Below are 13,141 nucleotides of genomic sequence, written 5' to 3' on the forward strand. Positions count from 1 at the left end.
ACAGATGATCCTGCATGATTTTATGAGCTATGAATTGCTGCGCGTGATCTGGTGGGGCCTTCTGGGGGTATTGCTGATCGGCTTTGCCCTGACAGACGGGTTCGACATGGGGGTCGGCGCGCTTTTGCCCTTCGTCGCCAAGACCGATGTCGAACGCCGCGTTGCGATCAATACGGTCGGCCCGGTCTGGGAAGGCAACCAGGTCTGGTTCATCCTTGGCGGTGGCGCGATCTTTGCCGCCTGGCCGCCACTTTACGCGGTCAGTTTTTCGGGCTTTTACCTTGCGATGTTTGTCATCCTCGCGGCCTTCATCGTGCGGCCGGTGGCGTTCAAATACCGCTCCAAGCGCGACGACCCGCGCTGGCGCAACACCTGGGACTGGGCGCTGTTCGGCAGTGGTGCAATCCCAGCGCTCTTGTTTGGTGTGGCGGTCGGCAACGTGATCCAGGGGGTTCCGTTCCACTTTACCGATGATCTGCACACCATCTACGAGGGGGCATGGTACATGAAGTTCATCGGCCTGCTTGATCCGTTCTCTCTCCTTGCCGGTGTTGTGTCCTTTGCGATGCTGGTGATGCATGGCGGCGCGTGGTTGACCCTGAAAGCCGAAGGTGTGGTGCAGGCACGGGCCCGTGCGATCGGATCCATTGCGGCGCTGGTGGCTGTCGGCGCTTACGTTCTGGCGGGCCTGTGGATGGCCGTCGGCATCGAAGGCTTCCGGATCGTGGGGGATTACCTGACCAATGGCCCCTCCAATCCTTTGCACTTCGAGGTCGAGCGCACGTCGTCCTGGCTGAGCGCCTATGCGGATCGTCCGTGGATCGTTGTCGCACCGGTTCTGGGGATCCTAGGCGGCTTGCTGACCTTTCTCGGTCTGCGGGCCGGGCGCGAAGTTTCAACCCTGCTGTTCTCGAAGATGGCGATCCTCGGGGTGATTTCCTCGGTTGGCCTGACCATGTTCCCGTTCATCATGCCCAGCTCAAGCGACCCGCAATCCTCGCTGACCGTCTGGAACAGCTCATCCTCGCACCTCACTCTGTTCATCATGCTGGTGGTCACGGCGATCTTCATGCCGCTGATCCTGATGTACACCGCCTGGGTCTACAAGGTGCTCTGGGGCAAGGTCACCGAGGCCGATGTTTCTGAAAACTCCAATTCCGTTTACTGAAGAAAGGCTTCCCGATGTGGTATTTTGCATGGCTTTTGGGCCTTCCGCTGGCCGCCATCTTTGCCGTGATGAACGCGATGTGGCTTGAGTTGAAAGAAGATGAACGCAGGATGGCTGAAGGCGCAGACGCTTCGGCACAGGCACCACGGTCCTGACCGAGATGGTGGCCCGGCGGCGGTCTTCTTCTCGCCGCCGCCGGGCCTCGCCCCCATAACCTCAGCGACAGAAAGTCAGTCTAATGTCAGCTTCAGAAGCAGATCAGGCAATCGGATCGCGGCTTGCGAACCTGGTCGAAGGGCGTTTGTTCGACCCGGATGTCACAACGCTGGCCTGGTAGAAACACGCAGCACCGGCACCGTTGCGCTGGAGCGGGTGCTCCCGAATGCACCATCGCCAGCCTGACAGAGTTTACCGAAAGGCAGTGAAAGATGAAGTCCATCAATGAAATCCAGCCCTCGCGCCGCGCGTTCCTGGGGCTTACGCTCGGAGGGCTTGCAACCGCTGCTGCTGTGCGTCCAGCCTCCGCTCAACGGGTTCAGACAAAAGCGCGTATCGTGATCATCGGGGCAGGGGCGGCAGGGACATCCCTGGCCAACCGCCTCGTCGGGCGGCTGGACGGGGCAGAGATCACCATTCTCGATCCCAGTACCGAGCATCTATATCAACCGGGCCTGTCGCTGGTGGCGGCCGGGCTGAAGCCAGCAAGCTACACGCAATCAAACACGGCCGACTGGCTGTCCAAGGGGATCACACTGATCCCCGAAGCTGCCGCTGCCATTGACCCGGTCGCCAAGACCGTCAGCACAAGCGGCGCTCAGACATTCGCCTATGACTTCCTTGTCGTCGCACCTGGTCTTGTTCTGGATCACGACGCGATCGAGGGCTTCTCGCTTGACCTGGTCGGGACCAACGGCATCGGTGCGCTGTATCCCGGCGCTCAATATGCGGCCAAGACCTGGGAGGCCGCATCAAAGTTCACCGAAGACGGCGGCGTCGGGATCTTCACCCGCCCCGCGACAGAGATGAAATGCGCCGGCGCCCCGCTCAAGCATGCCTTCCTGATCGAAGACATCGCCACACGCACCGCTGGCGCGGGCAAGCATGAAATGCACTATGCCTCAAACAACAACAGCCTGTTCGGGCTGCCGATCGTTTCCGAAAAAGTGCGGATGCTGTTCGAGGACCGCGGCATCACTCCCCAATACAGCCATGTTCTCAAGGCGATAGAGCCGGGGCGCAAGATCGCGACCTTTGCCACGCCCGAGGGGGATACAGAGATGGGGTATGACTATCTCCATGTCATCTCTCCGCAGCGCGCGCCCGATGTGGTTCGTCAATCCGGCCTGAGCTGGGCGGACAAGTGGACAGATCAGGGCTGGGTCGAGGTCGATCAACAGACCCTGCGCCACCTGCGCTACCCCGAGGTTTTCGCGCTTGGCGATGTGGCCGGTGTGCCCAAGGGCAAGACCGCGGCCTCGGTGAAATGGCAGGTGCCGGTGGTCGAGGATCACCTGATCGCGGCCATTGAAGGGCGGGAAGGCAATGCTGTCTATGACGGCTATACATCCTGCCCGCTGATGACACGGGTTGGCCGCGCGATGCTGGTCGAATTCGATTACCACAACAACCTGACCCCCTCTTTCCCCGGCATCATTGCCCCCTTGGAAGAGCTGTGGATCAGCTGGTTGATGGAAGAAGTGGCGCTGAAAGCGACCTATAACGCAATGTTGCGCGGCAAAGCCTGAGGAGGCCGATCATGGAACAACTAACGCCAGAGACCCTGATTGCCGTGTTCGAAGAAATCTTTGGGCGGGTGCTTTTCTGGGTGATGGTCGCGGCGGCTGTCGTCGTCACGCTGGCCTTTCTTTACGTTCTGATCCGCGATCGGTCGATGTCGATGCGGAAATTCCTGTTGTCGCAGCTTTCCATGCCATTTGGCGCGGTGGCGGCCGTTATCTTTGTGCTGGCCATGACACATTCGCAACTGCGCGACATGGGGGGCGCGATTGACGTGATCGTGCTGTTGGGAATCGCGGCGATGGGGGCCGTTGGGATCGCGATATTTGTCTACACCGCGCAATCGCTGCTGCGCGGAAAGCCAGATGAGTCATGAGTGTTTATAACATTTATTGGCTGATGATTTCTAAAGAGGAAGCAGTCTGACACGGCTCTGTTGCACAAATCCCGGGAAAGCTTGAACAACGTCACACCCGCAGATGCCTACTTCGGGGGTGACAAAGCCATCCTGCAACAAAGGGAAAGGGTCAAACGAAAGACCCTCGAAGCGCGCCGCTTGCATCACTGCCAGCGCGCAAACCGGGCTCCGGTTGCGGCTGGATGAAAGTTCAGTGGCAGGTCAAAACCTGTCGGGCGCTCTGCGATGCCGGTAAGCTCGCCAAAGTCACCATCAGGGCGGTCATGCGCAAGCTGTTGGTCCTCGCAAACGCCCTCATCCGGGACGACCGGAAATGGGCGCAAACAGCCCCTTACCAACACGAACAGTTTCTGAAGAAGATCGCCCGACAGTTCGTACCGCACCGCCGCCTTCGCCGAGTGGCAGTTCTCGTATTCAAGGTTCCGTTTGAACACATCAGGCTCTTGAAATGTTGTCCTGCAGAGTTGACCCGGAAGGGCATCCGCCCTGTGATGAGCCTTCAGAATCTGACTTTGTGGAGGAGACATGACTCGAACCCTGCACAAGAACGTCCATCACTTTCGACAGGTTGCGCCCGGCGACCGCCTTGCACAGAGGGTAAACTCATGACCGACACCCACCCGAGCTCCGGGTCAAATCCCGACCCCGATACCGACTGGAACGCTCTGCCCGAGGCAGAGTTTCGCGCCCATCTGCGCCGCTTTATCGACGAGAATTGCCCGCAGCATCTACGTTATGTCCGCCGTCGCCTGCCGCCGGCGGACACCTTGCCCTGGTATCACGCGCTGGCGGCGGCGGGGCTGATCGCGCCGGGCTGGCCGCGTATTCATGGCGGTATGGAATTGTCGCCGGGGCGCCATTTGGTGTTCATCGAAGAGATGGATGCCGCCGGGACCCCCTGGCTGCATGACAGCGGCGTGCGCAATCTCGGCCTCGCCATCATCGCCCATGGCACCGACGCGCAAAAGCAGCGCTACCTGCCCGCCATCCATGCGGGCGATCAGATCTGGTGCCAGGGCTATTCCGAACCCGGCGCCGGATCGGATCTGGCCAGCCTGCGCTGCGCCGGAGAGATTGATGGCGACCGGCTGACCATCAATGGCCAGAAGATCTGGACCACCTCGGGCCAGCACGCCAACCATATGTTCATGCTGCTGCGCACCGAACGCGGCACCACGGCGCATCGCGGCATCACCTTCGCCCTGGTCGATATGGCGACCCCCGGCATCACCGTCCGCCCGATCTATAACCTGAACGACGAGGCCGATTTCTGCGAGGTGTTCTTTGACGATGTCACCATCAGCACCGATTGCATTCTCGGTCAGCCGCATGACGGCTGGAATGTTGCGCGTTCGGTTCTGGGCTTTGAACGGATCTGGGCCGGGTCGCCGCGCCGTGCCCGCCATGCGTTGGGCGAGCTTGAGGCGATCGTCGCGCAATCCGGGCTCAGCGGCGACGCGGTCTGGCAGGACCGGCTGGTGCAGGCGGAATTTGATACGCTGGATGCGCAGGACCTCTACCGCACCTTTGCCGAGCTGATCACCAGTGACGGTCAGGTCGGCACCGAGGTTTCGGCGCTCAAGATCTTTTCGACCGAGACCTTTCAGCGGATCAGCGAATGGACGCTGGAGGCGGCGGGCGCCGAGGGCGCGCTGGCGACCGATCTCGACAGCGACGCGCGCTCGGCACAGCCGCTCTACACCTTTTTCGAAAGCCGGGCGCCGACAATCTTTTCCGGCACCAATGAAATCCACCGCAATATCCTGGCGCGCCGCGCCCTGGGACTTGGACGTGAGGACAAGGCATGAGCGTGCTTGACCGGGACAGCGCTGCCCTACTGGCGCAATCGGTAGCGATCTATGCCGGGCGACCGGCGGGTTCACCCGAGGATCACCTTGCCGCGCTGCATGAGCAGGGCTGGCTTGCCGCCGCGCTGCCCGAGGCCAGTGGCGGCATGGGCTTTGGCGTCGATGCGGCGGCGATCATCGCCGGCGGGTTGGCGCGTGGCCAGATCGGCGAGCCCTTCACCGCGACGTTTCTGGCGGCGCGGGTGCTGGGGCTGGCGGCACCGGGTTCCGACAGCGCCAAGGCACTGGCCGATGCCGGCGTTTTGTCGGCGCTGGCCTTTGATGAGGCGGGCGCGGCCCCCGTCCTGGCCAATGCTGACGGCGTGCTGACCGGCACCAAGCGCCGCGTCGCCGGGGCCGAAGCCGCTGCCCGGCTGATCGTGACCGCGACCCGCGACACTCAGCCAGTATTGGTCGAGCTTGACGCAACTGCGCCCGGTGTCGACGCCCGGCATGCACGGCGGATCGACGGCGGCGCCCTGACCGAAATCAGTTTCGATGGCGCCAAGGGGACGATCATTGCCAGCGGTGACATCGTGCCGCAAGCTCTGCGCCAGGCGTTGGCGGAAACCGGGCTGGTGATCGCCGCCGAGTTGCTGGCCCATTGCGATAGCCTGCGCGAATTGACGCTGGAGCATCTGCGCACCCGCCGCCAGTTCGGTCAAAGCCTGGGCGGATTTCAGGCGCTGCAACACAAGGCAGTTGATATGTATCTCGGCGCCCTGCTGTCACGCTCGGTCCTCGATCACGCCATAACCAAAGCGGCCGAGGATCTGTCGGCTGACGATCTCGACCGGCTGGCGTTTCGCGCCCGCGCCCGGCTCAACGATACCGCGATGCAACATGTCCGGCTGTCGATGCAATTGCTCGGCGCCTTTGGCACCACGGATGAAAGCCCGCTTGGCCCGCATATCAAGAGGGTGGTCCGTCTCTGTGGCTGGCTAGGCACCTCAGCCCAATACCGGGCACGCTACGCCGCCCTGGGCCGGGTGGCGACGCGCAACCAGGACAGAAAGGTCACAACATAATGAGCCGCACTTCCCCGCCCGAGGTTTCGGGTAAAGCCGATCTGATGGCCCTGTTCCGGCCCCGCGCCATTGCGCTGGTCGGGGCATCAGATGATCCCTTCAAGATCGGCGGGCGGCCGTTGCGCTATATGACCGATGGCAAATCCGATGTGAAAATCTATCCGGTCAACCCGACCCGGGACGAGGTTCAGGGCCACAAGGCCTATCCCAGCATCGGCGCGATTCCCGAACAGGTCGATCAGGTGATCCTGGCGGTGCCCGCGTCCCGCGCCGAGGCAGCGGTGGCCGACGGGCTGGCGGCCGGGGTGCGAAGTTTCGTGATGTTTACCGCCGGTTTCGCCGAGGCCGGGCCCGAGGGGATCGTGGCGCAGGAAAAGCTGGTCGCCACCATCCGCGCCGGTGGTGCCCGGCTGCTGGGGCCGAACGCCATGGGCCTGCTGAACATGAAGGACCGGATCTATTCGACCTTTTCCAGCGCCATGGACCGCGGCGAACAGGCGGTTGGCCGGGTCGGCGTGGTCAGCCAGAGCGGCGCGGTCGGGTCTTATATCCACAACCTTCTGACCAAGCGCGGCGTTGCCCTGTCGAAATTTGTCGCCACCGGCAACGAGGCCGATGTCGAGGCTGCCGAATGCGCCGAATGGATGGCCAATGACCCGGAAACCGATGTGGTGGTGGTCTATCTGGAAACCGGCCGCGACGGGCCGGGGTTGATGCGCGCGCTCGACACCGCGCGGCGCAACCGCAAGCCGATGATCGTGCTCAAGGCCGGTCGCACCGATGCCGGGCAATCGGTGGCAGCCAGCCACACCGGCGCGATGGCTGGCTCGGCGGCGGTGTTCGAATCGGTGCTGCAGGCCAAGGGCGCGCTCGTCGCCCGCTCGATGCCGGATCTGGTGGACATGGCCTATGTCTGTGCCAACGGGCAGTTGCCCAAGGATAACACACTGGCCATCGTCACCGTTTCCGGCGGCGCCGGGGTGATGGCGACGGATGCGGCGATGGAACAGGGCATGACAATGCCGCCGATGTCCGAAGCCGCCTTTGACATAGTGCGTCAGACCCTGCCATTGGCGGTCGGACGCAATCCGCTGGACACCACAGCCGCGACCATCGGCGACCGGACCCTGTTCATGGGCGCGGTCGAAACCATGCTGGACTCGCAGCCCTATGGTTCGGCGATGTTCTTTATGGCCAATGCCGGGATGAACACCCGCGACATCGCGGCGATGAGCGACAGCCTCAGCGCCCTGCGCGCGCGCTTTCCCGACACCAATTTCGCGATCTGCACCCAGAGCACGCCAGAAAACGCCCGCGCGCTTGAGGCGCTCGGCTTCATGGTGTTCCTTGACCCCGAAGCCTGCGTCAGGGCCTTTGCCGCCCTCAGCCGGCTGCCCGGAATTTTCGCGAACAGCGATGCCGCCGATACCTCTGCCTTGCCCGCGCAAATGGCACTGCCAGCGCGGATTGACGAAGCAGGCGCTTCGGAGTTGCTGGCATCTGCCGGACTCCCGTTTGCCCGCACCGGCACGGCTGCGACGGCCGAGGCGGCGATCGCTCTGGCCCAGGACATCGGATTTCCGGTGGTGCTCAAGATCCGCTCGCCCGATATCGCCCATAAATCCGAGGTCGGCGGCGTCAAGGTCGGCCTGGCGGATGCCGCTGCCGTGCAGCAAGCCTTTGATCAGGTCACGGCCAATGCGAAAAAGGCCGCCCCAGAGGCGGAAATCCTGGGGGTGACCGTGTCGCAGATGGTCAGCGGCGGGGTGCAGACCATCCTTGGGGTGCACCGCGATCCGACCTTTGGCCCGATGGTAATGGTTGGGCTCGGCGGGATCTTTACCGAGGTGCTGAAGGATACGGTGATGCGGCCTGCGCCGGTGTCACGCACCGCCGCGCTGGCGATGATCAAGAGCCTGAAGGGGTTTGCGATCCTCGACGGCGCCCGGGGCGAAGCGGCAGCCGATATCGGCGCGCTGGCCGATGCGCTGGTGACGCTGTCGCGCTTTGCCGCCGCCCAAGGCGAGACCCTGTCGGGGGCCGAGATCAATCCAATGTTGGTGCTGCCCGAGGGCTGTGTCGCGGTGGATGCGCTGATCCTGCCCGCCGGGTAAGCGCCATTTGCGCGCCCGTGTCGCCGCCCCGGAACAATCCGGGGCGGCGGACATTGCTTAGTTGGAAATGCCGCGCTCTTCGGCCAGCTTTTTCCATTTCGCCATCTCGTTGGACAGGCGCACGTTCACCTCGGCAACCGAGCTGGTTTCGATATTGATATCGATCGGTGCAACCACGGCCTGGAACTCCGGGCTCAACACCAGTTCGTTGACCTCGGTATTGATGAACTCGACAAGTTCGTCAGGCACCGCGGAAGGCACGAACAATCCGATCCACTGGCGGACCTGCACATCGGGATAGCCCGCCTCGGTGGTGGTCGGCACATCGGGCAGCGCCGTCACCCGACGATCATCCATCACCGCCAACGCGTTCAACTTGCCTGCGCGGATCTGATCGGCAGCGGTGGGGACCGAGGTGTCAAAGACATCGGCCTCTTTGCTGAGAACCGCGACCATGGCGGGGCCGCCGCCCTTGTAATGCACGATGTCAAGGTCAAGCCCGGCATCGGACAGGAACTTTTCCATCCCGAAATGGGTGGTGGTGCCCAGACCGGCCGTCGCTGCGAACATGTCGCTGCCCTTGGCCTTTTCGACAAATTCCGCCAGGGTCTTGATGCCGGTATCAGCATTCACGATCAGGATATAGGCGACATAGCCAACAATCCCGATCGGTTTCATCTCGGTCACCGGATCGAACGGCAGATCCTTGTAGACCGCCGGGGCGGTGGCAAAGGCCGATGTCGTCAGCAGGATGGTGTGCCCGTCGGGCTGGGCTTGGCTGACATAGGCAGTGCCGACCATCGAGCCGCCGCCGGGCTTGTTCTCGACCACAACGGCCTGTCCCCATTTCTCTGACAGGGCGGTTGCCAGATGGCGGGCGAAAATATCAGTGTTGCCACCGGGCGAATAGGGCACAACAAGCGTGACAGTGCCCGACGGATAATCCGCCGCCAGTGCCCCCTGGGTGAGGCCGAGCATCAGTGCCGCAGCCGTAAGTAACTTTCTCATTTTTCTTCCTCCTTTGGTGAAAATCAGGTCTCTCTCGCCAATTCTTCGGCGCGTCGTTTTCGTAACTTGTTGCTGGTCCAGATCCCCCAGATCAGGATGCCGCCCGTGATCGCCATGATCGCCGCGCTGACCGGGCGCTCAAAGAAGGTGGCGAAATCGCCGCGTGACAGGACCATGGCGCGGCGAAAATGTTCCTCCATCAACGGGCCGAGGACAAAACCCAGCAACAGCGGTGCCCCCGGAAAACCAAAGATCCGCATCGCGTAACCTGCGACACCGAAAAAGCAGACCTGCCAGACCGAGAGCGCGTTGTAGGTGGTCGAATAGGCGCCGATGCAGATGAACAGCAGAACCGAGGGGAACAGCAGGTGATAGGGGATCATCAGCATCCTGACCCAGACCCCGATCAGCGGGATATTCAGGATCAGCAGGATCACATTGCCGACCCAAAAGCTCATGATCAGGCCCCAGAACAGCTGTGGTTGGCTGGTGATCAGCGTCGGCCCCGGCGCAATGCCGTGGATCATCAGCGCGCCCAGCATCAGCGCCATGGTGGCACTGCCGGGCACCCCAAGGGACAGGGTCGGAATGAATGCGGTCTGGTCAGCGGCGTTGTTGGCAGCCTCGGGCGCCATGATCCCCTCGATCGCCCCCTTGCCGAAGCGTTCCGGGGTCTTTGAGATCCGCTTTTCCACCGCATAGGATAGAAACGCGGCAATCGACGGCCCGGTGCCCGGTAGGGTGCCAAAGAATGATCCCATCGTAGACCCGCGCACCATCGGCATCCACGAGCGGCGGACATCGTCGCGGGTCGGCTTGATCGCCTTCAGCTTGACGCTTTCGGGGTCAATGCTTGAGGTGCCGACGCGGCGAATGCTCATGATCACTTCGGCGACGCCAAAGACCCCCATCGCCAGCGCAATCAGGCTGATCCCGTCCAGCAGCCCAAGCGAGCCAAAGGTAAACCGCGCGGCCGCGCTCTGCGTGTCCATCCCGACCAGGCCGAACAGGATGCCAAGCGCCACCATCGCCAGCCCCTTGATCGCCGACCCGTCCGAGATCGTCGAGGCGGCGACCAGCCCCATCAGCATCAGCGAGAAATATTCAGCCGAGCCGAATTTCAGCGCGTATGAGGCAATCACCGGGGTGAACAGCATCAGCAGGATGACCCCGACCGAAGCACCAAAGAACGACGCCACCGTGGTCATGAACAGCGCCACCCCGCCGCGGCCCTGCTGCGCCATCGGATAGCCATCAAGGCAGGTCACCGCATTCGCCGGGGTGCCGGGGATGTTCAGCAGGATCGAGGCGGTGCTGCCGCCGTAGGTGGTGCCATACCAGATCCCCGCCAACATGATCAGCGCGGTGGTCGGCTCCAGCGTGAAGGTCAGCGGAAACAGCATCGAGATTGCAGCCAGCACCCCGACCCCGGGGATCACCCCGACCAGGGTGCCCAGCAGCGCGCCGAGAAAGCAGTAGAACACATTGGTGAGGCTGAGCGCGACACCGAGCCCCATGCCGAGATTGCCGAGAAGTTCCATCAGAAGGGCCAGTCAAACATGGCGATCTGCAAGCCGAGGCAGACGCGGAAAACGAAAGGGGTGAGCAACGACAGCGCCAGGCAGAGCAGCGCGAGGTTGGCGGGGCGAACCTTGAGCTCGGCCATCGAAGACACCACCGTGATGCCGATGATCGCCGGGATCAGCCCGAAATGCGGAATGGTAAGGGCAAAGATCGCGATGCTGCTGAGCACGAACAGCGGCGACCAGATCCGGATGTCGGCCCGCTCCGGCGGGCGGAACAGCGATTGCACCATCACCACCAGACCGAGCCCGGCGAGAATGCCGGCGATCCCCACCGGAAACATCCCCGGGCCCATTCGGCGGAGCGAACCGAGCGAATACTCCGTTGCCGCATAGCCGGCGGCGGTCAGACCGATGGCGAAGAGGATGAAACCGCCGATGAAATCCTTCAGATCGAAACGTAGCACTTGGACCTCCGTTGCCTGAGCGGACCGGGCAGATCCACTCTCAGCCCTCCGCAGAAAGGCTTGCTTACCCCGGAAACCGGAACGCTGCCAAAGCTCTGCCAAAGTTCCCACATTCTTGATGCTATACAAGCTTCGGTTGTCGATCTGGGCGGCGTGCGGGTCTGGCCGCTGGACACCCGCAGATCGCCCGCGCAAACTTGGCGTTCTCGGCAAGGGCCGCAGCCAGAGGTGTTGCCCGAATCCGTCTTTGCCGCCAAGCCAAAGCCCTGATCGAGAGGAAACAGCATGTCTGAGACCAGCCCAGCCATTCGCCTGCCGGAGGGCAGCACCGATTGTCATTTTCACATCTATGGCCCGGCTGACCGATTTCCCTATGTTACCGGCGAGCGCTATTCGCCCCGGGGCGATGCCACGCTGGCAGATGCCTTTGCGCTGTGGGAGCGGATGGGTGTCAGCCGGGGCGTCATTGTCCATGCTTCCACGGCGGGCGAGGATAATGCCGTCACATTCGAGGCGCTGAAACGCTATCCCGACCGCCTGCGCGCCGTTGCCGTGCTTGACCCCGGGGTCAGCGACCGGCGCCTTGACGAGTTAACCGATGCCGGGTTCCGGGGGGTGCGGATCAACCTGATCCGCCAGGACGGACAGGTTATGTCGAACCGGGGCACCAGCCTCGATGATCTGCGCAAGCTGGCGCCACGGATCGCCGAACGCGGCTGGCATGCGCAGCTCTGGGTCGAATGTTCGGACCTGGCCGAGGCCGCGCCGGAGCTGGATCGCCTGCCGCTGACCTATGTGGTCGATCACATGTGCCGCACCATGGCCGACAAGGGCGCCGATCATCCCGATTACCTGGCGTTTCTCGACCGGCTGCGCAGCGGCCGCTACTGGACCAAGATTTCCGGCGCCGACCGCAACACCCGGATCGGGCGGCCCTATGCCGACACCCGCAGCTTCATGCAGGCAATCGTCGCCGCCGCGCCGAAGCAGGTGGTCTGGGGCAGCGACTGGCCGCATGTCGGCCATACGCCAGAGACGGTCCCAGAGATGACGGACCTGCTGGCGATCCTGATGGAATGCGTGCCGGACGACTCCACCCGTCGGCAGATTCTGATCGACAATCCGAAGCGGCTCTACGGTTTTGACTGATCCGGCGCCTGGCGGGTGGCGCCGGGGTCAGCCGACCTCGGCGTCGTGAAAGGTCAGGATGAAGGCGCAGGAGCAATAGAACCCCATCAGGCCGGACAAGTCGCAGACCGCCTCGATTCCCAGCGCTGCGATGGCCTGGTCATAGACCGCCTTTGGCGCCGGTCGCGCGGTCAGCATCGCCGCCGTCGCCGCATGCACCGCCCTTTCGCGCTCGGTGTCCAGATCGGGGGTGCGGCCCGCGCGGATCGCCGCCATCGTCGCCTCGCTCAACCCGACGCGGGCGGTCTGCGTGTTTCCCGGCGGCTTTGGCGCCATGGACGAGACTTTCGAGGCGCTGACCCTGATCCAGACCGGACGGATGGAGCGGGTGCCGTTCCTGCTGTTTGGCCGGAAATTCTGGGAAAAGATCATCAACTGGGAGGCGCTGGCCGAGGCCGGGACGATTTCGGCGGAGGATCTGGAGCTGTTCCGCTTCGTCGAGACGGTGGAAGAGGCGATGGAAGCCATCGAGACCTGGCCGGGCGCAGGTGAGAAGCGGGGGGAGATCCCGGGGCGGTGATGGGGGGGAGGCAGTGAGCGGATGTTTGTGTCGGGGCGGGCGGCAGGGAACGGGCGTTCGTTGTGATTTGTCCTAAGGGCGGTAAGCGGACTTTCGCGGGGCCGAGCACGAAGGTCAGGAAAG

General features: G+C 63.0%; 13 protein-coding genes and 1 pseudogene. 9 read left to right on the forward strand and 5 right to left on the reverse strand.

Annotated elements, in window-relative coordinates; all coding sequences use genetic code 11:
- Positions 1–4: 4 nt before the first annotated feature.
- The 4 genes from cydB to P1U48_RS10775 all read left to right on the forward strand — a co-directional run bounded on the left by cydB (position 5) and on the right by P1U48_RS10775 (position 3,281).
- A complete protein-coding gene (gene cydB / locus P1U48_RS10760) occupies positions 5–1,168 on the forward strand; it encodes a cytochrome d ubiquinol oxidase subunit II (protein ID WP_301068984.1) in 1,164 nt (387 codons plus the stop codon).
- 14 nt (positions 1,169–1,182) lie between these two features.
- The gene (cydX, locus tag P1U48_RS10765; protein ID WP_301068986.1) at positions 1,183–1,323 is read left to right on the forward strand and encodes a cytochrome bd-I oxidase subunit CydX; all 141 of its coding nucleotides are present in this window, start codon (positions 1,183–1,185) and stop codon (positions 1,321–1,323) included.
- Positions 1,324–1,722: 399 nt separating this feature from the next.
- A complete protein-coding gene (locus tag P1U48_RS10770) occupies positions 1,723–2,913 on the forward strand; it encodes an FAD/NAD(P)-binding oxidoreductase (protein WP_366142877.1) in 1,191 nt (396 codons plus the stop codon).
- Between the two features lie 11 nt (positions 2,914–2,924).
- Entirely contained in the window at positions 2,925–3,281 is a 357-nt protein-coding gene (locus tag P1U48_RS10775) for a DUF5368 domain-containing protein (RefSeq protein ID WP_301068988.1), read from the forward strand.
- Positions 3,282–3,466: 185 nt separating this feature from the next.
- Here P1U48_RS10775 and P1U48_RS10780 read toward each other — a convergent pair whose 3' ends face one another.
- Complete coding sequence (locus P1U48_RS10780; protein ID WP_301069044.1) at positions 3,467–3,757, reverse strand: hypothetical protein; 291 nt, start codon at positions 3,755–3,757, stop codon at positions 3,467–3,469.
- 171 nt (positions 3,758–3,928) lie between these two features.
- On the opposite strand from P1U48_RS10780, the gene P1U48_RS10785 reads away from it, so the two are divergent.
- The 3 genes from P1U48_RS10785 to P1U48_RS10795 are packed head-to-tail and all read left to right on the forward strand — an operon-like array spanning position 3,929 to position 8,312.
- Positions 3,929–5,131 carry an acyl-CoA dehydrogenase family protein gene (locus P1U48_RS10785; protein ID WP_301068989.1) on the forward strand — a complete coding sequence of 401 codons (1,203 nt, stop codon included), beginning with the start codon at positions 3,929–3,931 and terminating at the stop codon, positions 5,129–5,131.
- The gene (locus P1U48_RS10790; protein ID WP_301068990.1) at positions 5,128–6,198 is read left to right on the forward strand and encodes an acyl-CoA dehydrogenase family protein; all 1,071 of its coding nucleotides are present in this window, start codon (positions 5,128–5,130) and stop codon (positions 6,196–6,198) included. Before P1U48_RS10785 ends, P1U48_RS10790 begins: the two co-directional genes overlap by 4 nt.
- Positions 6,198–8,312, forward strand: a complete 2,115-nt coding sequence (locus P1U48_RS10795; protein ID WP_301068991.1) for an acetate--CoA ligase family protein — start codon at positions 6,198–6,200, stop codon at positions 8,310–8,312. Before P1U48_RS10790 ends, P1U48_RS10795 begins: the two co-directional genes overlap by 1 nt.
- Positions 8,313–8,369: 57 nt before the next feature.
- Here the strand turns inward: P1U48_RS10795 and P1U48_RS10800 are convergent, their stop codons facing one another.
- From P1U48_RS10800 to P1U48_RS10810, 3 genes are read right to left on the reverse strand one after another with little or no spacing between them, the layout of a single operon-like run.
- The gene (locus P1U48_RS10800) at positions 8,370–9,320 is read right to left on the reverse strand and encodes a tripartite tricarboxylate transporter substrate-binding protein (protein ID WP_301068992.1); all 951 of its coding nucleotides are present in this window, start codon (positions 9,318–9,320) and stop codon (positions 8,370–8,372) included.
- A 23-nt stretch (positions 9,321–9,343) separates the two neighbouring features.
- The gene (locus tag P1U48_RS10805) at positions 9,344–10,861 is read right to left on the reverse strand and encodes a tripartite tricarboxylate transporter permease (protein ID WP_301068993.1); all 1,518 of its coding nucleotides are present in this window, start codon (positions 10,859–10,861) and stop codon (positions 9,344–9,346) included.
- Positions 10,861–11,310 carry a tripartite tricarboxylate transporter TctB family protein gene (locus tag P1U48_RS10810; protein WP_301068994.1) on the reverse strand — a complete coding sequence of 150 codons (450 nt, stop codon included), beginning with the start codon at positions 11,308–11,310 and terminating at the stop codon, positions 10,861–10,863. The genes P1U48_RS10805 and P1U48_RS10810 overlap by 1 nt, the downstream gene beginning before the upstream one ends.
- 285 nt (positions 11,311–11,595) lie before the next feature.
- On the opposite strand from P1U48_RS10810, the gene P1U48_RS10815 reads away from it, so the two are divergent.
- Positions 11,596–12,459, forward strand: coding sequence for an amidohydrolase family protein (locus P1U48_RS10815; protein ID WP_301068995.1), 864 nt, complete (start codon positions 11,596–11,598; stop codon positions 12,457–12,459).
- Positions 12,460–12,486: 27 nt separating this feature from the next.
- Here the strand turns inward: P1U48_RS10815 and P1U48_RS10820 are convergent, their stop codons facing one another.
- Positions 12,487–12,774, reverse strand: coding sequence for a hypothetical protein (locus tag P1U48_RS10820; RefSeq protein WP_301069045.1), 288 nt, complete (start codon positions 12,772–12,774; stop codon positions 12,487–12,489).
- Here P1U48_RS10820 and P1U48_RS10825 point away from each other — a divergent pair.
- Positions 12,737–13,018 (forward strand): annotated as a pseudogene (locus P1U48_RS10825) (LOG family protein); the annotation flags it as partial. The gene P1U48_RS10820 and the pseudogene P1U48_RS10825 sit on opposite strands and share 38 nt — an antisense overlap.
- Positions 13,019–13,141 lie beyond the last annotated feature (123 nt).

The organism is Pseudooceanicola sp., assembly GCF_029213205.1.
Taxonomy (GTDB): domain Bacteria; phylum Pseudomonadota; class Alphaproteobacteria; order Rhodobacterales; family Rhodobacteraceae; genus Pseudooceanicola.

Coding starts and splice junctions, on each gene's coding strand:
- P1U48_RS10785 (WP_301068989.1), top strand. CDS start 3,929: ATGACCGACACCCACCCGAGCTCCGGGTCAAATCCCGACCCCGATACC.
- P1U48_RS10815 (WP_301068995.1), top strand. CDS start 11,596: ATGTCTGAGACCAGCCCAGCCATTCGCCTGCCGGAGGGCAGCACCGAT.
- cydB (WP_301068984.1), top strand. CDS start 5: ATGATCCTGCATGATTTTATGAGCTATGAATTGCTGCGCGTGATCTGG.
- cydX (WP_301068986.1), top strand. CDS start 1,183: ATGTGGTATTTTGCATGGCTTTTGGGCCTTCCGCTGGCCGCCATCTTT.
- P1U48_RS10800 (WP_301068992.1), bottom strand. CDS start 9,320: ATGAGAAAGTTACTTACGGCTGCGGCACTGATGCTCGGCCTCACCCAG.
- P1U48_RS10795 (WP_301068991.1), top strand. CDS start 6,198: ATGAGCCGCACTTCCCCGCCCGAGGTTTCGGGTAAAGCCGATCTGATG.
- P1U48_RS10775 (WP_301068988.1), top strand. CDS start 2,925: ATGGAACAACTAACGCCAGAGACCCTGATTGCCGTGTTCGAAGAAATC.
- P1U48_RS10820 (WP_301069045.1), bottom strand. CDS start 12,774: ATGGCGCCAAAGCCGCCGGGAAACACGCAGACCGCCCGCGTCGGGTTG.
- P1U48_RS10790 (WP_301068990.1), top strand. CDS start 5,128: ATGAGCGTGCTTGACCGGGACAGCGCTGCCCTACTGGCGCAATCGGTA.
- P1U48_RS10805 (WP_301068993.1), bottom strand. CDS start 10,861: ATGGAACTTCTCGGCAATCTCGGCATGGGGCTCGGTGTCGCGCTCAGC.